General features: G+C 68.6%; 18 protein-coding genes, 1 other RNA gene and 1 riboswitch. Of the genes, 8 read left to right on the forward strand and 11 right to left on the reverse strand.

The window, feature by feature from the left end; translation table 11 throughout:
• Positions 1-40 precede the first annotated feature (40 nt).
• Genes glmM through C3E87_RS00230 form a run of 3 tightly spaced genes read left to right on the forward strand, consistent with a single transcriptional unit; the run spans position 41 to position 3,619 of the window.
• The gene (gene glmM / locus C3E87_RS00220; protein ID WP_076058083.1) at positions 41-1,390 is read left to right on the forward strand and encodes a phosphoglucosamine mutase; all 1,350 of its coding nucleotides are present in this window, start codon (positions 41-43) and stop codon (positions 1,388-1,390) included.
• 55 nt (positions 1,391-1,445) lie between these two features.
• Complete coding sequence (locus tag C3E87_RS00225) at positions 1,446-2,186, forward strand: zinc ribbon domain-containing protein (RefSeq protein ID WP_076058085.1); 741 nt, start codon at positions 1,446-1,448, stop codon at positions 2,184-2,186.
• Positions 2,186-3,619 (forward strand): RNB domain-containing ribonuclease, encoded by a 1,434-nt coding sequence (locus C3E87_RS00230; RefSeq protein WP_076058087.1) that lies wholly within the window; start codon positions 2,186-2,188, stop codon positions 3,617-3,619. Before C3E87_RS00225 ends, C3E87_RS00230 begins: the two co-directional genes overlap by 1 nt.
• Before the next feature lie 7 nt (positions 3,620-3,626).
• Here C3E87_RS00230 and C3E87_RS00235 read toward each other — a convergent pair whose 3' ends face one another.
• The 6 genes from C3E87_RS00235 to C3E87_RS00260 form a co-directional block, all read right to left on the reverse strand.
• Entirely contained in the window at positions 3,627-3,815 is a 189-nt protein-coding gene (locus C3E87_RS00235; RefSeq protein WP_076058089.1) for a DUF5302 domain-containing protein, read from the reverse strand.
• A gap of 453 nt (positions 3,816-4,268) precedes the next feature.
• Positions 4,269-5,687: an HNH endonuclease signature motif containing protein gene (locus C3E87_RS00240; RefSeq protein ID WP_076058093.1), complete on the reverse strand. Its 1,419-nt coding sequence runs from the start codon at positions 5,685-5,687 to the stop codon at positions 4,269-4,271.
• 90 nt (positions 5,688-5,777) lie between these two features.
• Positions 5,778-6,437 carry a TRM11 family methyltransferase gene (locus C3E87_RS00245; RefSeq protein ID WP_076058095.1) on the reverse strand — a complete coding sequence of 220 codons (660 nt, stop codon included), beginning with the start codon at positions 6,435-6,437 and terminating at the stop codon, positions 5,778-5,780.
• A 77-nt stretch (positions 6,438-6,514) separates the two neighbouring features.
• An RNA gene (gene rnpB / locus C3E87_RS00250) (RNase P RNA component class A) lies at positions 6,515-6,879 on the reverse strand.
• A 77-nt stretch (positions 6,880-6,956) separates the two neighbouring features.
• Positions 6,957-7,805: a type I methionyl aminopeptidase gene (map, locus tag C3E87_RS00255; protein WP_083665281.1), complete on the reverse strand. Its 849-nt coding sequence runs from the start codon at positions 7,803-7,805 to the stop codon at positions 6,957-6,959.
• A 46-nt stretch (positions 7,806-7,851) separates the two neighbouring features.
• A complete protein-coding gene (locus C3E87_RS00260; RefSeq protein WP_158069013.1) occupies positions 7,852-8,697 on the reverse strand; it encodes a DUF2510 domain-containing protein in 846 nt (281 codons plus the stop codon).
• Positions 8,698-8,815: 118 nt separating this feature from the next.
• Between C3E87_RS00260 and C3E87_RS00265 the strand changes: the two genes are divergently transcribed.
• The gene (locus C3E87_RS00265; RefSeq protein WP_076058101.1) at positions 8,816-10,108 is read left to right on the forward strand and encodes a glutamine synthetase family protein; all 1,293 of its coding nucleotides are present in this window, start codon (positions 8,816-8,818) and stop codon (positions 10,106-10,108) included.
• 4 nt (positions 10,109-10,112) lie between these two features.
• On the opposite strand, the gene C3E87_RS00270 is transcribed toward C3E87_RS00265, so the two are convergent.
• Together C3E87_RS00270 and C3E87_RS00275 are read right to left on the reverse strand one after the other, a co-directional pair.
• On the reverse strand, positions 10,113-11,018 hold the full coding sequence (locus tag C3E87_RS00270) for an aldo/keto reductase (protein ID WP_233120649.1): 906 nt from the start codon (positions 11,016-11,018) through the stop codon (positions 10,113-10,115).
• A gap of 149 nt (positions 11,019-11,167) precedes the next feature.
• On the reverse strand, positions 11,168-11,596 hold the full coding sequence (locus tag C3E87_RS00275) for a sterol carrier family protein (RefSeq protein ID WP_076058103.1): 429 nt from the start codon (positions 11,594-11,596) through the stop codon (positions 11,168-11,170).
• Between the two features lie 90 nt (positions 11,597-11,686).
• On the opposite strand from C3E87_RS00275, the gene C3E87_RS00280 reads away from it, so the two are divergent.
• From C3E87_RS00280 to C3E87_RS00295, 4 genes are all read left to right on the forward strand, one after another.
• Positions 11,687-14,605 (forward strand): bifunctional [glutamine synthetase] adenylyltransferase/[glutamine synthetase]-adenylyl-L-tyrosine phosphorylase, encoded by a 2,919-nt coding sequence (locus C3E87_RS00280; RefSeq protein WP_076058104.1) that lies wholly within the window; start codon positions 11,687-11,689, stop codon positions 14,603-14,605.
• 79 nt (positions 14,606-14,684) lie between these two features.
• A complete protein-coding gene (locus tag C3E87_RS00285) occupies positions 14,685-15,329 on the forward strand; it encodes an NAD(P)-dependent oxidoreductase (protein WP_076059360.1) in 645 nt (214 codons plus the stop codon).
• A 48-nt stretch (positions 15,330-15,377) separates the two neighbouring features.
• Positions 15,378-15,506: riboswitch (FMN riboswitch) on the forward strand.
• A gap of 115 nt (positions 15,507-15,621) precedes the next feature.
• The gene (locus C3E87_RS00290; RefSeq protein ID WP_158069014.1) at positions 15,622-16,461 is read left to right on the forward strand and encodes an ABC transporter permease; all 840 of its coding nucleotides are present in this window, start codon (positions 15,622-15,624) and stop codon (positions 16,459-16,461) included.
• Positions 16,458-17,453 (forward strand): ABC transporter substrate-binding protein, encoded by a 996-nt coding sequence (locus tag C3E87_RS00295; RefSeq protein ID WP_076058106.1) that lies wholly within the window; start codon positions 16,458-16,460, stop codon positions 17,451-17,453. The genes C3E87_RS00290 and C3E87_RS00295 overlap by 4 nt, the downstream gene beginning before the upstream one ends.
• A 98-nt stretch (positions 17,454-17,551) precedes the next feature.
• On the opposite strand, the gene C3E87_RS00305 is transcribed toward C3E87_RS00295, so the two are convergent.
• The 3 genes from C3E87_RS00305 to C3E87_RS00315 form a co-directional block, all read right to left on the reverse strand.
• Positions 17,552-19,048, reverse strand: a complete 1,497-nt coding sequence (locus C3E87_RS00305) for a catalase (protein ID WP_076058108.1) — start codon at positions 19,046-19,048, stop codon at positions 17,552-17,554.
• The gene (locus C3E87_RS00310; protein WP_076058110.1) at positions 19,045-19,464 is read right to left on the reverse strand and encodes a Fur family transcriptional regulator; all 420 of its coding nucleotides are present in this window, start codon (positions 19,462-19,464) and stop codon (positions 19,045-19,047) included. The genes C3E87_RS00305 and C3E87_RS00310 overlap by 4 nt, the downstream gene beginning before the upstream one ends.
• A 66-nt stretch (positions 19,465-19,530) precedes the next feature.
• The gene (locus tag C3E87_RS00315) at positions 19,531-20,499 is read right to left on the reverse strand and encodes an MDR family oxidoreductase (RefSeq protein WP_076058112.1); all 969 of its coding nucleotides are present in this window, start codon (positions 20,497-20,499) and stop codon (positions 19,531-19,533) included.
• Between the last annotated feature and the right edge of the window lie 6 nt (positions 20,500-20,505).

Below are 20,505 nucleotides of genomic sequence, written 5' to 3' on the forward strand. Positions count from 1 at the left end.
ATTCGCTCAGTGTCGATGCGCGACTGTAGAGTCTCCAGACGTGGCACGACTCTTTGGAACCGACGGCGTCCGCGGCGTCGCAAACGTTGAACTGACCGCCGAGCTTGCGCTGGACCTTTCGGTCGCCGCAGCGCACATCCTCGGGGAGGCCGGAGCGTTCCGCGACAACCGGCCGTTGGCCCTCGTGGGCCGCGACCCCCGGGCGAGCGGTGAATTCCTGGAGGCGGCGGTGATCGCCGGGCTCGCGTCGGCGGGTGTCGACGTGGTGCGGCTCGGTGTGGTGCCCACACCCGCCGTCGCGTACCTCGTCAACGAGATGGACGCCGATCTGGGCGTCATGATCTCCGCCTCGCACAACCCCATGCCGGACAACGGCATCAAATTCTTCTCCCGCGGCGGCGTGAAGCTCGACGACTTCCTCGAGGACGCCATCGAGGCCCGGATGGGCGAGGACTGGAAGCGTCCCACCGGCTCGTCCGTCGGCCGCATCCGCAGCGACCTCGGAGCCGTGGAGGCCTATGTGGCCCACCTGGTGGCGTCGCTGGGGGACCCCTCCCTCGAAGGGCTGAAGGTCGTCATCGACTGCGCGAACGGCGCGGCCTCCCAGACCGCCCTCGAGGCGTTCGCGGCCCAGGGTGCCCACATCATCCCGATCCACGCCGAGCCGGACGGCATCAACATCAACGATGACTGCGGCTCCACCCACATCGGCGACCTCGTGAAGCGCGTCGTGGACGAGGGCGCGGATCTGGGCATCGCGCTGGACGGCGATGCCGACCGCTGCCTCGCCGTGGACCACGAGGGCAACCTCGTGGACGGCGACCGCATCCTCGCGATCCTGGCCATCGCCATGAAGGAGGAGCACCGCCTGCACTCTGACACGGTAGTAGCGACGGTGATGAGCAACCTCGGCCTCGTCAATGCCATGCGCGAGCACGGGATCCGCGTCGACCAGACGAAGGTGGGGGACCGCTACGTCCTGGAATCCATGAACGCCAACGGCTTCGCCCTGGGCGGCGAGCAGTCCGGCCACGTGATCATCTCCGAGTTCGCCAACACCGGCGACGGCACGCTCACCGGCCTGCACCTCGCGTCCCGGATGAAGTCCACCGGCAGGTCACTCAAGGACCTTGGGTCCGTGATGACGGTGTTGCCGCAGGTGGTCATCAATGTGCGCAACGTCGACAAGCTGCGCGCGGGCATCGACCCGGATGTCCAGGCTGCCGTCACGGCCGCCGCGCGCGAGCTCGGCGACACCGGCCGCGTCCTGCTGCGCCCCTCCGGCACGGAACCGGTGGTGAGGGTCATGTGCGAGGCGCCCACCGTCGAGCAGGCCCAGCGGATCACGGAGCGGCTCGCGGCGAAGGTGACTGAGCGCCTGAGTCTCTGACGGTCGCCCCCGTCCTAGTAGAGTGAGCCCCACCCAACTGGACAAAGGATTCGCGATGCTCGCTGACCCCGCTGATCAACGCACTCTGCTTACCCTGGCAGAGCTCGACTCGGAGGTGGCGCGCGTCCAACACGCGGCGCGCTCGCTCCCGCAGCACAAGACCATCGCGGAGCTGATGAGTGCGCGCAAGAGTGTCGCTGATGAGCTGGTTGCCTCCAGCACCCGCGTCGACGATCTGCAGATCTGGGTCCGCAAGGCGGAGACGGACCTGACCCCGGTGAAGGCGCGGCTGGAGCGCACGGACCAGCGGTTGGCCGACGGTTCGGTGGGGGACCCGAAGACGCTGCGCTCGCTCACCGAAGAGGTCGAGCACCTCAAGAAGCGCATCATCGAGCTCGAGGACGACCAGCTCGAGGTGATGAGCCGCTTGGAGGACGCGGTCGCCCATCGCGACCGGGTCGCTGCGCGCAAGGTGGAGATTGAGAACGAACTGCACGCCGAGGTGGCCGCCCGCGATGAAGCGGTGGCGAAGCTGAGCAGGGAGGCCAAGGACCTGGCCGCCGATCGTGGTCCCGTCGCGGCGAGGGTGGCGCCGCCGCTGATGTCGCTCTACGAGAAGCTGCGGGCCTCCACAGGGCTGGGCGCCGCGACGCTGAAGGCGGGGCGTTGCACCGGCTGCCAGCTGCAGTTGACGCTCTCTGATCTGGACTCCTACAAGAAGGCCCCCGCGAACCAGGTGTTGCGCTGCGTCGAGTGCGATCGCATCCTGGTGCGTACGGCTGAGTCTGGTCTCTGATGCCCTCGCTGCATCTCCGGGTCCATGGGATCCCCGAGTCCCTCCGGGAGGCCATCCAGCTCCTGCAGGAACGGCTGGAGATGCCGCTCCGCTTCCCGGACGAGGTCGTGGCCGACGCGGAACTCGCCGCTCGGCAATCGGCCGACGACCACGCGGATTTCACCCACGTCGAGTTCGTCACGATCGACCCGCCCACGTCCAAGGACCTCGACCAGGCCATCCAGATCGAGCGTGAGGGCGACGGTTACCTGGTCCGCTACGCCATCTCCGATGTGCCGCATTTCGTGCGGCCCGGGACGGCGTTGGAGGCCGAGACCCATCGTCGTGGGATGACGAAGTACGCGCCCAGCGCGCGTATTCCGCTGCACCCGTCGGTGATCTCCGAGGACGCGGGGTCCCTGTTGGCCGACGGGAAGCCTCGGCCGGCCTTCGTGTGGGAACTCCATCTGGACGCGGGCGGCGAGGTGGTCGACGTCGGCCTGACGCGCGCCTTGGTGCAGAGCCGGGCCAAGCTGAACTACGAGGGCGTCCAGGCAGATTTCGACGGCGGCACGCCTCATGCGAGCATCGCCCTGCTGCCTGAGGTGGGGAGGCTCCGTCAGCAGTTGGAGATCGAGCGCGGCGGCGTGTCGTTGAACCTGCCCGATCAGGAGATCGTCGAGCGCGACGGCACCTGGGAACTGGAGTTCCGTGCGCTCGTGCCGGTGGAGAACTGGAACGCGCAGATTTCGCTGATGACTGGTTTCGTGGCGGCGCAGACCATGCTCAAGGGCAAGGTGGGCGTCCTGCGGACGTTGCCGCCGGCTGAGGAGTGGTCGCTGCAGAAGCTGCGGCGGGCCGTGCGCTCGTTGGGTGTGCCGTGGCCGAAGGAGATGCCGTATCCGGAGTTCGTGCGGTCGCTGTCCCCCAAGGACCCGAAGCAGCTGGCGGCGTTGACCAAGTGCACGATGTTGTTCCGTGGAGCCGGGTACCTGGCCTTCGACGGCGAGGTGCCGGAGGAGAACTTGCTGCACGCGGCGCTGGCCGCGCCCTACGCGCACACGACCGCGCCGTTGCGGAGGCTGGTGGACCGCTACGTCCTGGTCATTTGTCATGCGCTGATCAACGGCCTCGAGGTGCCGCAGTGGGCCCGTGACGGGCTGGCCGCACTGCCGGAGGAGATGGCCGAGACAGGCCGGTCGGCTCGGGCCTACGAGCGTGGCGTCATCGACCTCACGGAGGGCCTCGTGCTCAGTAACCGGGTGGGTGCGATCTTCACCGGCGTCGTCACCGACGTCGACCCCAAGACGCATGTGGGGACGGTGCAGATTGCTGAACCCGCCGTCGAACTCAGGGTGCCGGCCAAGGCGAGCGAAGTTGGCTCCGAGGTGCGGGTGCGTGTGGACAAGGTGGATGTCCGGAGGGGACAGGTCACCCTGTCCCGTCCGAACTGATCAGGCTTTAACCGCCGGACTTGCGGCGGAACTCGCGGCGCCCGACGGCGGGCCCGTGGGCCTGGCCGCCCTGCTTGCGGTCCCCGTGGGTTCCGGCGTTGGCGGAGAGGTGCTCAGCCTGCTTCTTGCGTTCAAGGGCCTGCCGCATGGCCTCTTTGGGGTCCAGCGGGGCGTCGGTCTGCTCAGCGTCACTCATGGCGCAACTGTACCCGGCTGCGGGGTAGCGCGGCGGCGACGTTGTCTCAGGAGCCGCCCCAGGTAAACGGCGCGGCCGGCGAAGGCCGCGACGAGCAGCCACCAGACGGGGCTGTGGACAATTGCCAGCACCATCCCGACGGCAACAACGCCGATGGGAGTGAGCAGGTGTGCTGCCTGGGGGTACTCCCTGTTTTCGCCGTACATGTGTGGTGCTTCCTTCCTCTGTCCTGACGCCCACCCTACGAGAGCGCTCGGACGCGCCAGCTTCGGCTCCCTGACACGCGCGGGCGCGGAGTCAGCCGTGGTCGACATCTATCGGTATGCAGAACGCATCCCTGCCACGGCAGCGCGCTACCTGGAGGAGTGACGGCCTATTGGCCCCGCGGCGCCCGCGTTGAGAGTGGCGCGGCGCGGGCCCGTCCGCCCAGGAGTCGCAGAGCGAACCGGGCCGTCACACGCGCCTCGGGCCGTTGAAGCGCTCGGGTGGGAGTACCTCCGGTGTGCCGGTCATTGGATCGAACTGGATCTTCCATTGGTCTCGGCGGCCGTTGACGTCCGGTTCCACGATGTTGTGGTGGTGCCCGCAGAGCAGCACCAACTCCCTGAGGTTGGTTTTCCCGCCGAGGTTCCAAGGGTTGGTGTGATGGGCGTCGCATTCCTCCGGAGTCTTCGTACAGGTGGGAAAGACGCAGCCTCCGTCGCGCAGCTCGAGAGCTCGGCGTTGTGCGGGCATGACGAGCCTGGAGGCGCGGCCCATGTCCAGAATCTCCGAGCTGCCACCGAGGACGAAGGGGATGATCTCCGCCTCTGCGGCCAGACGGCGCAGCTGGCCGGGCGTCAGTTCGGTGCCCGAATCCAGAACCCCACCGGCGCCGGCGCGGTCGAGGAGATCTGCCAAAGAGATCGTCACGCGGATCTGCGCCCTGGGGGAGCGGCTCCCCCTGTCACGTGGGCACGCGACTCCCTCGGCCCTGACGGCGTCGCTGTGGGCGGATAGCTGAACGGTGGGCTCGTCACCCAGGGGAGTGCGGGTGGCGGGTTCCCCGAAGAGGGTGATGAGTGCGTCCGCGTTGCGCTGCGCCGGGGTGCGCTGCCTGTCGGGGCGGGTCAGGGCACGGCGGGTGCGGGCATTGATCTGCCCGTGGCGTGCCGCCTGCTCCTGGTCCCGCTCTGCCCGCTTGTCCGCCGCGACCATGGCCGACAAGGTCCGGATCCACGGCTCTGCTTCGAGTTCGGGGAGTTGGCCGGTGAACCAGATGGAGCCCTCGCCATCGTTGCCCCACGTGAAGCGGCGGTTCTTGACTGCGTTGGCCCGCTGGCGCTCGACACGTTGGAGCGAGTCTTCGTCCCGGAGCGCGTGCTGCGGAGCGACTGCGGCCAACACATCCGGAGCGAGCCTCGCGAGTTTCCTCGCGGGGACCCCTGCGGCCCTGGCCACGAAGGTTTCGGCGACTTTGGCCATGATCTCTGCCGGCAGCTCCGGAAGGTCCGCGATTCCCTTGGAAATGGCGGCTGCCTGCTGCGCAGAGATGGTTCCGTCGAGTGCCGCCTGCTTGGGCGCCTCGTGTCGGACCATGTCCCCGGCCAAGGCAACCTGACCCGCGGCCTGCCGGTTGTCGAGGTTCTCGTCCAGCGCGATCAGCGAGGTGGTGGGGGTGCCCACGGCCTTCATCGAAGCCTGGCGCCGATTGACATGGTCAGTCACCACGCAGGCCAGCGCGTCGATGCGGCTCCGGAGCCTCCGCGCGCTGCGCATCACATTGACCAGCTCAACCTCGGGACAGGACGCTAGAGCCTCCACGTCAATGCCGGAGAGCAACGCGTCGACGGCGCTGAGCGCCTCGACTGCCGGGTGCTGACCGATCTCCATGGCACCCACAATATTCGCTCGCAGTAACAATTCGCGGCGTGGTGTCCCGGCTGTGGATAAGTACGGCCCGCGGATCGCAGGCGCTGCGGCTCAGCGCTGATCGGCCCCGCGTTGCGCGACGAGCAGGTAGTCGCCCGCGAGGTCGTGCCAGGACCGGTCCCAGCAGACGAAGACGTCCTGGGCCAGGCGCCCGACATCGCCGAGCATCCTCCCCACATCCCACGCCAGGGGGGTGAAATGCGTGCCCGTGTCGATGTTGGCGACGTTCACGACCAGGTGTCCCTCTGGCGTCAGCAGTTCGAGGCACTGCGCCAGGACTCCGCGGAGCTCGGCCAGGTAGCGGTCGTAGGTGCTCGCGCCGGTGTAGGCGGACAACGGATCCTCCGGGCCGTCATCCGCGGCCATGTAGGGCGGGGACGTCAGGATCAGGTCGAAGGGGCCCTCGACCAGCCGCGCGAGCCGGCGGGCGTCGCCTTGCACGATCAAGGCGTCCGGGGCCACCGCGGCGGCGACGGCGCAGCGTTCGGGCAGGAGTTCGACGCCCACAGCCTGTCTTCCCATGGCCGTCGCGACGTGGAGCGTGGTGCCGAAGCCGGCGAACGGGTCGAGCACCCGGTGGTTCGGCTGGGACAGGTCCTCCACCACTGCTGCCACCACTGAACGGGAGAAGTGCACGTTCTCGTCCGCCAGTGGGTGACGCTCGGCCACCACCTGATCGTGCTTGACAAGAAGATGGGGGCGCAGACGCATGTCTGCATCGTAGGCCGCCGGGGTGCAGGCGGATCGAGCCGGCGCTGCGCGCCGCAACACGGCCTGCGGAAGGGTGGGGGACGAGACGGCCGGTAAGCCGGGTTCTGTCGACGGATGATCATCTATCTGAGGCCCACCGTTGCCGGTGCGCTCATGCAACCTACCCGGACACCTCGCGCGAGCAGCGCTCGAACGGTGTCCGCAGCCGGCCCTGGGGCCGGCCTTCTTGGTCTTGCTCCGAGTGGGGTTTACCTAGCCGCTCCGGTCACCCGGAGCGCTGGTGGTCTCTTACACCACCGTTTCACCCTTACCCATTGCTGGGCGGTCTGTTTTCTGTGGCACTGTCCCGCGGGTCACCCCGGGTGGGCGTTACCCACCACCCTGCTCTGTGGAGCCCGGACTTTCCTCAGCTGTTTCCAGCCGCGATCATCTGGCCGTCTCGTCCAACCAACGATTCTACCGTGGATCGGGCCTTCGGCACACCGTCGCCAGTTCGTAGCGACGGGAGGCGGAGACTCGTCAGGGAAGCGTCAGGATCTCCGCGCCGGTCGCGGTCACGACGAGGGAGTGCTCGTACTGGGCCACGCGCGAACGGTCGGCGGTGACGACGGTCCAGTCGTCGTCCCACACCTCCGTGTCGTACCCGCCCAGCGTGAGCATGGGTTCGATGGTGAACGTCATGCCCGGCACCATCACGGTGTCGACGCGCGGCTCGTCGTAGTGCAGGACGACCAGGCCGGAGTGGAAGGCGGTGTGCACGCCGTGACCGGTGTAGTCGCGGATCACGCCGTAGTTGAAGCGCTTCGCGTAGCTCTCGATGACCCGACCGATGACAGAGATGGGGCGACCTGGCCGCACGGCCTTGATCGCCCGGTTGAGCGACTCCAACGTGCGCTCCGCCAGCAGCCTGGACTCCTCGTCGACATCGCCGCAGAAGAACGTGGCGCAGTTGTCGCCGTGCACGCCGTCCTTGAACGCGGTGCAGTCGATCTTGACCAGGTCGCCGTCCTCGAGCGGCCGCGTGTCCGGGATGCCGTGGCAGACGACCTCGTTCACGGAGGTGCAGATCGACTTGGGGAATCCGCGGTAGCCCAGCGACGACGGGTAGGCGCCGTGGTCCAGCATGTACTCGTGCGCGATGCGGTCCAGTTCATCTGTGGTCACGCCCGGCGCGATCGCCTTGGCCGCTTCATGCATGGCCCGGGAAGCGATCCGCCCCGCCACCCGCATCTTTTCGATCACTTCGTCGCTCTGGACATCGGAGCCGGTGTAGCGCTTCGGCGCCTTCTTCCCGACGTACTCCGGACGCAGGATGCTGCGGGGGACGTCGCGAACGGGGGTGATGGTGTGCGGAGTAACAGGATTCACAGTCAACGAGTCTATCCCGCCGCTCCCGCCGGCCCCTCTGTACGCGTCAACCCTCGTACGCCAGTGACTCCAACACCGGCTCGACCTCGCTGATGTTCTCCTCGTGGCCGATGGTCACGCAACTGACGTAGACGGCCAACCGGTCCTTGTCGTCGGTGGGCACGATGATGATGTCGACGGTGTCGCCCTCGATGCCTTCGTGGCTCCAGTCGTCGACGTAGACGTTCGACGTGAGCCGCCACGCCGGCCTGCCGGAGACGTCCCACTCCTCGTTCCACAGGACGGTGCGCCTGGTGAAGCCGAGGAACATGCCCGACGACGCCATGCAGTTGACGAACTGCTCGGCCGCGGCGCGGGGATTGGCCGAGAAGCCGTCCGAGACCTTGATGTAGCCCACGTTGACGTTGCTGATCCAGCCGAAGACGATCTCGCGCAGCATTGAGTTGCCGTCGTACATCCAGTCGATGTGGGCGGGGCTCATCCGCCACTTCTCGCCCTGGGGTGCGTCTACGCTCAGCCCGCCACCTTCGAGGCGCCCGTCCGTCAGTTCGCTGCGCGGCCAGTCCTCACTGGAGGGACAGTCGATGGACTCGCCGAACTGCGATTCGATCTCGGTGGGGGTGGGCGTCTCTGACGGCACCCGCTCATCCCACTGCTTGCCGGTGGGGCGGGCGGTGCGGGTGTCCTCCGGCGTGGGGGCGAAGGGGTTGGCCCGGCTGGGGAAGATGAGCAGCGCTGCCACCAGGGCCGCGACCACGACCAGGGCGACCGACAGCCACACCCAGCCCGCGCGGCCCTTGCGCGGGGGCGTGGGGTCCACCCATCGCTGACCATCCCAGTAACGGCGCCCATCGGGCGCCGTGGGATCCGCATACCAACCTGGCTGAGCCATGTGCCCCAGTCTAGGGGCGGTCCGGAGCGCGCCCAGAACGCAGAATGTCACGCGGCTGTAACATCTTCGCGGCAAACTTGCGCGCATGGATAGGCAAACGGAGTTCGTTCTCCGCTCCATGGAGGAGCGCGGGATCCGGTTCGTCAGGCTGTGGTTCACCGATGTGCTCGGCTCACTGAAATCTGTGGCGATCGCTCCGGCTGAGGTCGAGGGCGCCATCGCGGAGGGCGTCGGTTTCGACGGCTCCGCGATCGAAGGCTTCGCCCGTGTCTACGAGTCGGACATGGTTGCGCACCCGGACGCGTCGACGTATCAGGTGCTGCCGTGGCGGCAGGCCGGCCGCTCGACGGCGCGGATGTTCTGCGACATCAAGCTGCCCGACGGCTCACCGAGTTTCGCGGACCCCCGTTTCGTGCTGAAGCGCGCTCTCGGCAAGGCGGCCGATCTCGGCTACACCTTCTACATCCACCCTGAGATCGAGTTCTTCCTGCTGCGCTCGCTCAACCCCCTCGTCCCGCTGGACCAGGGCGGCTACTTCGACCACACCACGCTGGGCGACGGCACCGACTTCCGCCGCGACGTCATCACCATCCTCGAACAAATGGGCATCTCCGTCGAGTTCAGCCACCACGAGGCGGCTCCGGGGCAGCACGAGATCGACCTGCGCTACGCCGACGCCCTCACCATGGCCGACAACATCATGACGTTCCGCGTCGTGGTGCGGGAGGTGGCCGTCAGCCAGGACATCCACGCAACCTTCATGCCCAAGCCGTTCTCCGAGCACCCGGGCTCCGGCATGCACACCCACATGTCGCTGTTCGAAGGCGACACCAACGTCTTCTACGACGCGGCGGACCAGTACAACCTCTCCAAGACGGCCAAGCAGTTCATCGCCGGCCTGCTGCACCACGCGCCGGAGATCACCGCCGTCACCAACCAGTGGGTCAACTCCTACAAGCGCCTCGTCGGCGGGGGAGAGGCCCCGTCGTACGCGTGCTGGGGACGAGCCAACCGCTCGGCCCTCGTGAGGGTTCCCCAGTTCACGCCGGGGAAGACGTCCTCGGCGCGCATCGAGTACCGCGCCATCGACTCGGCGGTCAACCCGTACCTCGCCTACGCCGTGATGCTCAACGCGGGCCTCAAGGGGATCGAGGGCGAATACCAGCTGCCCGAGGAGACCGAGGACGAGGTGTGGCGCCTCTCGGACCGCGAGCGCAAGGCGATCGGCATTCAGGAACTGCCCCGCAACCTTGACGAGGCCATCCGCATCATGGACGAGAGCGAACTCGTGGCGGAGACGCTCGGCGAGCACGTCTACGAGTACTTCATGCGCAACAAGCGCAAGGAATTCGCGGCCTACCGCCAGCAGGTCACGCCCTGGGAACTGGACCGCCACATCCGCGTGATGTGACCGTTCAGATCAACTCGAGCGGTGCATCATCGCGGGGCTTGGGGAACGCAGCGTCCAGCTCGGCGTGATCCTCAGCGGTGAGTTGGATGCTGACGGCCGCGGCGTTCTCACGCACGTGGGCCGTAGATCCAGCCTTCGGGATGGCGAACACGCCCGGCTGCGAGATGACCCACGCAAGCGCGACCTGTGCCTCGGTGGCTCCGTGGCGGCGGGCGACGGTGGTGAGCGCCGCCCTGCGCCTACCTCCTCCGGCCAAGGCGCCCTGTTCGATCGGTGAGTAGGCCATGAGCGGGATCTGCGCCGCGCGGAGATCCTCCAGCAGCCCGCCCTCCGGCCAGCGGCGCTGCAGGTTGAACAGCACCTGGTTGGTCGCCGGGCGATCCTGAGGCCGGCTCCCACCGGACCCGACGGCGGCGCGCGCCGCCACTGTCGCTTCGGCCATGAGCGCTCGGTCGAAGTTCGACACGCCCCAGGCGCCGATCTTGCCCTGCGCGCGCAGCTCCTCGAAGGCACCGAAGGTTTCCTCCAGCGGGTACGAACCTTCCCAGTGCAGGAGGTAGAGGTCGAGGTGATCGGTGCCCAGGCGGCGCAGGCTCTGCTCGCAGGCGCGGAATGTGCCGTCGTGGCTCGCATTGTCTGGCAGCACCTTGGACACCAGGAACACCTCCTCGCGGCGACCCTTGATGGCTTCGCCCACCAACAGTTCGGCCCGGCCTGAGCCGTACATCTCCGCCGTGTCGATCAGCGTCATGCCGAGGTCCAGGCCTGTGCGCAACGCTGCGATCTCTCCCTCTCTGCGCGACGATGCGTCCCCCATGTGCCAGGTGCCCTGGCCCAGCGCCGGGACGCTTCGCCCGGCGACCTCAAGGGTGCGCATCGGATGGTGTGACGCGGAGACTTCGGGGCTCATGCGTCCAGTCTGTCCGTTGCCGGGGCCATGGGTGGCGCTTCTCCCGGAGTAAGCGCCGGACGCCCTCGCTGAGTTCGAGGGTGTCACCACCGCCACGCCATCGGATCCGGTTGGGTCGTCCGGAGGGCGGATGAACGCCAGCTGAACCCTCAGCAGAGGGGGAAGGCCACGGAGGCCTCGTCGGCATGGACGCCCGAGGCGCGCAGGTCGGCCTCGGCCCATGCCCGGCGTCCGGTGGCCAAGGCCGCGAACGTCTCGCCGCTCATCTCCACCACGTTCGGCGGAGTGCCGCGGGTGTGCCTGGGACCGGTCTCGAAGCCGATCTGGACCGCTGCGAACGGCGGCACCCGCACCTCGATGGTCGCGCCCGGATGCCGCTCACCCAAGAGGGCGCATCCCGCGCGGCAGACGGCGGCCAGGAGCTCGCGGCCCAGCGGCGCCGGATCGGAGGCGGCGCGCAGCAGCAGCCGCGTGAGATCCGGGCGGCGCAACCTGAGCTCCACCTCGAGCGCGGCCAGGCCCTCGTCGTCGAGGCGCGCGCGCAGCGCGGCGACGACCTTCGGCGTGGGTTTGAACATCGATTCAGCTTAACGGCTGGCGCCCAGGGCCCGTCGCGCAGGTCGGAACGTCGCGACCCCCCGGGGAGCGCAGCGCACTAGTCTGAGCCAATGGGTAGATACCAGTCGCCGATGGGGGAGTTCGCCCGTCGCGGCTTTGATTCCGCGAGCGGCGCCGCCCGCGTCTGGGAGCGCTGGACGGACAGGCTCGGCGGGGAACCCCCGGTGGATCTCGCGCTGTTCGAACCCGTGGCAGACCGAGACCTGGCGCTCGATTCGCTGGAGCGGCTCGAGGCCGCGTCGCCGGAGGTCTTCCGTGAGATGGCGTCGGACGAGGCGTGGCTCCGACGGCTGCTGCTGGTCATGGGCGGCTCCAGCGTGCTGGCCCACACGCTCGTGCGGAACCCGGCCGAGGCGCGCATCCTCGCCGTCGAACCCGTGCACCGTGGGCTGTCCGGGTGGCGCGCCTTCTTCAATGCCCGGATCCACCTGGACGACGGGGTGGCCGCCGGGAGCGCGGACCAGCTCCGGCTGGCCAACCGGGCCGCGCTGATCGAGATCGCCGCGCGCGACCTCTCCGCTCCGCAGCCGGACGCCCTGGTCCACGAGATCGCCGCCGAACTGTCGCATGTCGCCGACGTGGTCCTCGACATGTCGCTGGCCTTCGCCCGCGCGGAGGTGCCCGGCTGGCGGCGGGCCCGCGTCGCCGTGCTGGCCATGGGCAAGACGGGCGCCCAGGAGCTCAACTACATCTCCGACGTCGACGTGATCTATGTCGCCGAACCGGCGGAGGGCGCAACGGCCGACGAAGCGGTCGCCGTCGCCGGCAAGCTCGCCGCCGCGCAGGCCCGGATCTGTTCGTCGCACACCAATGAGGGCAGCATCTGGCAGCTCGACGCGGCCCTGCGCCCGGAGGGGAAAGCCGGCCCGCTGGTCAGGACGCTGGCCAGCTACCGCGCCTACTACGCGAAATGGGCCAAGAACTGGGAGTTCCAGGCCATGCTCAAGGCCCGTCCCGCAGCAGGCGACCTCAGCCTGGGCCAGGAGTTCGTCGACGCCGTGTGGCCCCTGGTCTGGCAGGCGGGGGAGCGGCCCGAGTTCCTGCCTGAGGTGCGCGCCATGCGGGAACGGGTGATCTCCCTGATCCCCGCTAAGCAGGAGGATCGCGAGATCAAGCTCGGCTCCGGCGGTCTGCGCGACACCGAGTTCTCCGTCCAGCTGCTGCAGTTGGTGCATGGCCGCGCCGATGAGCGGATCCGCACCCGCGGCACGTTCGACGGACTCATGGCGCTGATCGGCAACGGCTACATCGGCAGGGCCGACGGCGCCGAGATGGCGCGCGCCTACCGGTTCCAGCGGGTCCTGGAGCACCGCATCCAACTGCGCCGCCTCCGCAGGACCCACCTCATGCCGGACGACGAGCTGGCCCTCAGCCATGTCGCCCGCTCGATGGGATCCTCGGCGGAGGACCTGCAGAAGCGGTGGCGCGATTCCGCCCGCCGGGTCCGGCAGCTGCAGCAGCGACTGTTCTTCTCGCCGCTGCTCGACGTCGTCAGCCAGGTCCGCACGGACGAGTTGCAGTTGAGCACCGAGGCCGCGAAGACCCGCATGCGGGCCCTGGGCTTCGCTGACCCGCAGGCGGGCCTGGGCCACATCCGCGCGTTGACCATCGGCCGCGACCGCGGCACCGAGATCCAGCGCCAACTGCTCCCCGCGATGCTGCAGTGGTTCGCCGACGGGCCGAACCCCGACTTCGGGCTCCTCGCGTTCCGCCAGCTGTCGGAGTCGCTCGGCAAGACCTCCTGGTACCTGCGGGCACTGCGCGACGAGGGCTACATGGCCCAACGCCTGGCCCGGGTGGCGTCGTCGAGTCGCTACGTGGTCGACCTCCTGAAGCGGGCGCCCGAGCACATCAAGATGCTGGCCAGCACCGACGACCTGCGGCCACGCTCCGTCGAGGAACTCACCGCCGCCCTCACCCGGGCCGCCAACCGTTACGACGACCTTGAGCAGTCGGTCGCCTCTGTCCGGGCGCTGCGCCGCGCCGAGTTGTGCCGGATCGCGCTGAGTGACGTGCTGGGGCACGCGGACCTCGCGGCGGTGGGCGGCGCGCTGAGCGACCTCGCGTCCGCCACCGTCGAGGCCGGCCTGCAGTTGGCGCGCCGCACCATCGACGCCCCGCCGGTGGGCGTCATTGCGCTCGGGCGGTGGGGCGGCTATGAGGTGAGCTACTCCTCCGACGCCGACTGCATGTTCGTCGTTCCCGACGGCACGGAGGGCGAGGAACTCGCCAGGGCGACCGACCTGGTCCGGCGCGCCGCCGAGATCATCGGCAAGCCGGGCCCGGATCCCGCGCTGGTGATCGACACCGACCTCCGCCCCGAGGGCAAAGGTGGCCCCCAGGTGCGCACGGTGTCGTCGTACCTCACCTATTACACCAAGTGGGCCTCCACCTGGGAGGCCCAGATGCTCCTGCGCGCCCGCCATGGCGCGGGGGAGCGGGCGCTCTCGGAGGAGGTGCTCGCGGGGATCGACTGGTTCCGCTACCCCGAGGCCGGCCTGAGCCGCGCGCAGATCTCTGAGATCCGCAAGCTGAAGTCACGGATGGAGAACGAGCGCATCCCCAGGGGCGTGCCGCGCGACCGGCACCTCAAGCTGGGGCCCGGCGGCCTCTCGGACGTCGAGTGGACGGTGCAGTTGCTGCAGCTGCAGCACGGCCATGAGCATGCGGTGCTGCGCACCACGTCCACGATGGACGCACTGGCGGCGCTGGCCGAGTTGGAGATCGTGCCGGAGAGCCAGGCGGCCCGGCTGCAGGAGGCCTGGCACCGGGCCAGCATGCTGCGCGACGCCATCATGCTGGTGCGCGGGCGGGCCAGCGACGCGTTGCCGTCCGACACACGCGAACTGGCGGCCATCGCCCTCTTGCTCGGCTACCGGGCAGGTGAGGCGTCCAGGCTGGTGGAGGACACCCGTCGGTTGCTGCGACGCGCGGCCGACGCCGTCGACGCGATCTTCTGGGCCGCCTGATCCGGCCTGACGGCTGGAGGGCAGGACTAGGTTTGCCCCAATGGGCAGCTACCAGAGGCCCCGGAGAAAGGACTGCACCATGGCACGCATCGTGATCATCGGCGGCACCGGCTACGCCGGCAGCAACATCGTCCGCGAGGCCTCGTCCCGCGGCCACGAGGTCACCGCGGCCTCCCGTCATCTCCCCGACGAAAAGGCCGGCGCAGTGACGTACCGCACCTGTGACGTCTCGGACCGCAGCGCGCTCCGCGAACTCGTCGCCGGCGCTGACGTGGTGGTGACGGCCCTGTCGCCGCGCGGTGAACTTGAGGGCCACCTGCGGGAGGTCATGGCGACGATCGCCGAGGAGGCCCGCGCGGCAGGCGCCCGGCTGGCCGTCGTCGGAGGCGCCGCGTCGCTGGAGGTCGCCCCAGGCGGCCCCCGCCTCGTCGACACGGAAGGCTTCCCGGACTGGCTCAAGCCGGAGGCCACCGAGATGGCCGGGCTGCTGGAGGACCTGCGCGCCAGCGACGCGTCGCTCGACTGGTTCTTCCTCAGCCCCGCCGGTGGCTTCGGAGCCTTCGCGCCGGGCGAGCGGGTGGGCAGTTTCCGCCTTGGCGACGACGTGCTGCTGACCGATGACGAGGGCAATTCGTTCATTTCGGGCGAGGACTACGCCCAGGCCTTCGTCGACGAGATCGAGCGCCCGGCGCACCGTCGCCAGCGGTTCACGGTCGCCTACTGAGAGGGCGGAAACGCGCACTCCGGCGCCGCAGTGCTAATGTTGACGGCAAACGTGTTCCGGGGTCGGTGTAAGTCCGAACCGGCGGTGACAGTCCGCGACCTCTTCTGGTTCTCCAGAAGGGCTGACTCGGTGAAATTCCGAGACCGACAGTTAAAGTCTGGATGGGAGGAACTCGTCGCCGACGGCGTGCTTGATGCGCCCTGACGTCTCGCGATCCAGCGAGGTGTCGAGGGTCTGCTCGGGTCATACTGTCGACGCGTGCCCCGGGCCTGGACAAGGAGTGACGGGGCAGATGACCACCGATGAGCGACGTAGGGCGCGCAGGCTTGCGCACCTCGGGCTCTGGTCCGCCTACCCCGCACGCACCAGGCCCACCGCCGGCCGCTGGATCCCTGCCACCATTGCGCTCATCCTCGCGGTGGGCGTGTGGTGGGCGGTGACCGGCGCCGGCCTGATCGAACCGCTCTACCTGCCCGGCCCTGGCGACGTCGTCGCCCGCATGGTCTCGCAGGCGCAGCTGGGGATCGCGTGGCGCTATCTGTCGCCGACGCTGATCGCGGCCCTCCTGGGTGTCGCCTTCGCCGTCCTTGTCGCGATCCCGTTGGGAATCGTCATCACCCATTCCCGGCTGCTCGCAGCGGTGATGGAGCCCGTCGTCGCCATCACGCAGACAGTGCCGCTCGTAGCGACGGCGCCGCTGCTGGTGCTCTGGATCGGCTACGGAACCATCCCCATTGCGGTGCTCTGTGCGATCGTCGCCTTCTTCCCCATGGTGACCACCACCATCGTCGGATTCCGGTCCCTCGACATGCGTGTGGTGGAGAACGCCCTTCTCGACGGTGCCAGCGCCTGGCAACGCCTGATCCACATCGAGGGGCCCATGGCGGCCCCGTCGGTGCTGGCCGGCGTGCGCGGCGGTGTGGTGCTCGCCATGACCGGTGCGGTCGTCGGCGAACTCGTCATGGGCGGCGCCGGTCTGGGCACCCTGCTCACGTTGTCCCGAGAGGCTGCAGACACCGCCGGCGTCTTCGCCGTGGTCGCCTGGATCAGCCTCTCAGCCATGGCCCTGTACGCGTTCGTCCAGCTTCTGGAGCGAGCGGCAGTGGCGCGCCTACAAGGAGAAACAACATGATCAGTCGACGCAGCATGCTGCTGGGTGGCCTCGCCGTGGGAGCGGGGGCCACCCTCACCGCCTGTGGTAGCCGGCAACCGGAGGCGGCGGGGGACGGGAAGCTCACCGTCGGGCTCACCTACATCCCGAACGTGCAGTTCAGCGCGTTCTACCTCGGCGTGAGGGAGGGTTTGTTCAAGAAGCACGGCCTGGACGTGACGCTGCGTCACCACGGCCAGCAGGAAGACCTGTGGGGTGCCGTGCTGGGCGGCAAGGAGGACATCGTCTTCGCGTCCGCCGATGAGGCGATGGTGGCCAACGCCGGCGGCAACGACCTGCGGACCTTCGCCACCTCGTACCAGACCTACCCGCTGCGGGTGATGGGCGGCGACCCCGCCACGCTCGGGGCCGACCCGGGCCTGGACGTACTCAACGGGGCCACGCTGGGCATCCCGGGTCACTTCGGCTCCAGCTACTACGCGGCGCTCTGCGCGATCCACCAGGCCGGCCTCACGGAGAACGAGGTCACGCTCGTCGACATCGGCTTCACGACGCTCTCTGCGCTGGCCGCCAAGCAGGTGGACTTCGCCATGGGCTTCATCAACAACGAGGGCGTCCAACTGGAGAACCAGAACATCGCGTCGGTCTCCATCCCCGTCTTCGAACCCGGCGAGGCGCTGCTGGTCGGGCCCAGCCTGATCGCGCCCGGCACGAAGGTGTCCGAGGACATCCTGCGTGCCGTGGCGCTCGGCATGAAGGAGGCCGAAGAGGCCGTCGTGGCAGACCCGCAGGCCGCACTGGACGCCACGGCGGAGCACATCCCGGCGATGGCTGAGCCGGAGCAGCGGGCCACCGCCGAGAAGGTGCTGGCCGCCACCGCCGAGCTGTGGAAGCGCGACGGTAAGGTCAGCGTCGCCGTCGACACCGCGGCCTTCGCCCGGATGGGCGAGTTTCTCACCCAGGCCGGTGTCATCGAGGCAGCACCTGCAGAGGCGTACCTCGACGTCCTCTGAGCGGTTCGTCCTATGGGTTGCGCAAAAGCGGCAGCAAGGTGGCACGGAAAGAGGGGCGGGCCGCCCGCCAGCAGCCCGCCCCCCGTCAGTGGCCTGGATCAGGCCACTGAATCCTCGTCCTCGATGGTCGAGAGGCCGCGGACCTTGTTCTCGATGCGCTGGCCGATGTTCTCGTCGACCTGCTTCCAGTACCAGAAGCCGCGCTCCTGGACCTGCTGCTCGCACTGGGAGAGGCCACCGGCGACGGTCTCCACGAAGCGCTCACGCTGAGCGTCGTCGTAGACCTCGCGGACCAGCGTGCCCGCCTGGCCGAAGTCGTCGTCCTCCGCGTGCCGGGTGACGGCGGCGCGCACGAGCGAGCCGTCAGCCTCCCAGCCCGCCTCATCGACAACCTCGGCGTCCGAGTACGGACGCCCGTAGCTGTTGAAGGTGTGGACCGGGGCCGCGCCCGTGTGCAGGTACTGCATGTGGCCCTGCTCGGCGAAGTTGTTCGTCTGCGTGATGGGCTGGTTCACCGGGAGCTGGTGGAAGTTCGAGCCGATGCGGGCGCGCTGGGCGTCCGGGTAGGCGAACACGCGGGCGGTGAGCATCTTGTCCGGCGAGATGCCGGTGCCCGGGATGAAGTTCGACGGTGAGAACGCTGCCTGCTCGATCTGCGCGTAGAAGTTGACCGGGTTCTCGTTGAGCTCCATGACGCCGACCTCGATCAGCGGGTAGTCCTTGTGGGACCAGATCTTGGTGAGGTCGAACGGATTGAAGCGGTAGGTCTTGGCCTCCTCGTACGGCATGACCTGCATGTGCAACGTCCACGACGGGAACTCGCCGCGCCTGATGGCGTCGAAGAGGTCGGCACGGTGGAAGTCGGCGTTCTCGCCGGCCAGCCGCTGGGCCTCGTCGTTGGTGAGGTTCTTCTCACCCTGGTTGCTGCGCCAGTGGTACTTCACCCAGAACTTCTCGCCCTCGCCGTTGACCCACATGTAGGTGTGGGAGGAGAAGCCGTGCATGTGGCGCCAGGTGGCCGGCAGGCCCCGGTCGCCCATGAGGTAGGTGACCTGGTGGGCGGTCTCCGGCGAGTTGGTCCAGAAGTCCCACTGCATGTTCGTGTTGCGCAGGCCGGTGGCGGGGTGGCGCTTCTGCGAACGGATGAAGTTGGGGAACTTCAGCGGATCCTTGACGAAGAACACCGGGGTGTTGTTGCCCACGATGTCGAGGTTGCCGGCGGTGGAGTAGAAGCGCACGGAGAAGCCGCGCACGTCGCGCCAGGTGTCCGGGGAGCCCTGCTCTCCGGCGACCGTGGAGAAGCGCGTCAGCATGCGGGTCTCGGCGCCGGGCTGGAACGGGGCAGCCTTGGTGTATTTGGTGACGTCCTGGGTGACGGTGAAGGTGCCGAAGGCGCCCGAGCCCTTGGCGTGGGGGCTGCGCTCCGCCACCCGCTCGCGGTTGAAGTGGGCGAGCTGCTCGACCAGGTGGACGTCGTGCAGGACGATCGGGCCGTCGTTGCCGACGGTCAGTGAGTGGGCATCCGACTCGGCGGGGGCGCCGTTCAAGCGGGTCGAAGGGCCGGTGGGCTGGTACTCGCCGGAGAAGTGGGTCATTGTTTCCTTTCGTTGCAGTTCGCACAGGTTCCCCAGTAGATGACCTCGGCCTCGTCGATGACGAAACCGTGGTCGTCCGCTGCGGAAAGACACGGGGCGGCGCCGACGGCGCACGGGACATCACGCATGTCTCCGCAGCTGCGGCACATCAGGTGATGGTGGTTGTCGCCGTTCTCCAACTCGTAGCGCGGCGGTTGTCCTGCGGGCTCCACGCGCCTGATGAGGCCGTGGGAGTGGAGGACGGCGAGGTTGTCGTAGACCGCCTGGACGGACGCGCTGCCTGTGCGTTCCCGCACCGCCTCCGTCAGGTCGCCGACCCGCATGTGCGGGTGGTCTGCCAGGGCGGTCAGGACGGCGACGCGGCCCGCTGTGACGCGCATGCCGGCGTCCTTGAGCGAGGTGGGCCAATCGTGCATGACACGAACCCTAGCGCCTTTTCTGGAAACAATCCAAAGAAGGAAAAGGCCCGATGAACAGTCCGGTCAGATGGTGACGAGCGTGCGGCCGTGGCGCTGGCCGGCCATCATCTCTTCCGCGGCTGCGCGCACGCCGTCGAGGTCCACCCGCTCCGTGATCGCGTCGAGCATGTCCAGGTGGAGCCCGCGGGCGAGGATGCGCCACGCGTCGGCCCGGTCGTCAAGGCTGGCCCACACGGAGTCGATGCCCGCGAGGGTGACGCCCCGCAGGATGAACGGCATCACGGTGGTGGGCAGGTCATGCGAACCCGCCAGGCCGCAGGCCGCCACCACGCCGCCCTTCTTGGTTTGGGCGATGGCGTTGGCCAGCGTCTGCCCGCCCACGGAGTCCACCACGGCGGAGTAGGTGGCCTTCTGGAGCGGGCGGCCCGGCTCGCTGAGGGTGGCGCGGTCGATGACCTCGTCGGCGCCGATGCTGCGCAGGTAGTCGCCCAGCTGCTCCGCCCTGCCGGTGGTCGCGTAGACGACATAGCCGGCGTTGGAGAGCAGTTGGGTGGCGATGGAGCCGACGCCGCCGGTTGCGCCGGTGACCAGCACCGGGCCGTCGTCGGGCATGATGTTCTCGCCCAGGATCCGCAGCACGGCCAGGGCGGCGGTGTAGCCGGCGGTGCCGAGCGCCGCAGCCCGTTCGGGGGAGAGGTCCTCGGGGAGGCCGACGGCGTACTCGCCGCTGATCCTCGCCCGCGTGGCGTAGCCACCGTGCTCGGTCTCGGAGAGGCCGGCGCCGTTGAGCATGATCCAGTCGCCAGGGGAGAACCGCTCGTCGTCTGACTCGGCGACGCGGCCGACCAGGTCGATACCGGCGACGAGCGGGTGCTTGCGCACCACCCCGGGGCGGCCGGTGACCGCGAGCGCATCCTTGTAGTTGAGATCCGAGAACTTCACGTCGACGACGATCCCGCCGCTCCCATCGAGGAACTCCTCGCCCACCTCTTCGATCGCAGAGCCTGATTCACGGACCACCATTGCACGCATGGGTCC

The sequence above is a fragment of the Tessaracoccus sp. ZS01 genome, assembly GCF_022342445.1.
Taxonomy (GTDB): Bacteria; Actinomycetota; Actinomycetes; order Propionibacteriales; family Propionibacteriaceae; genus Arachnia.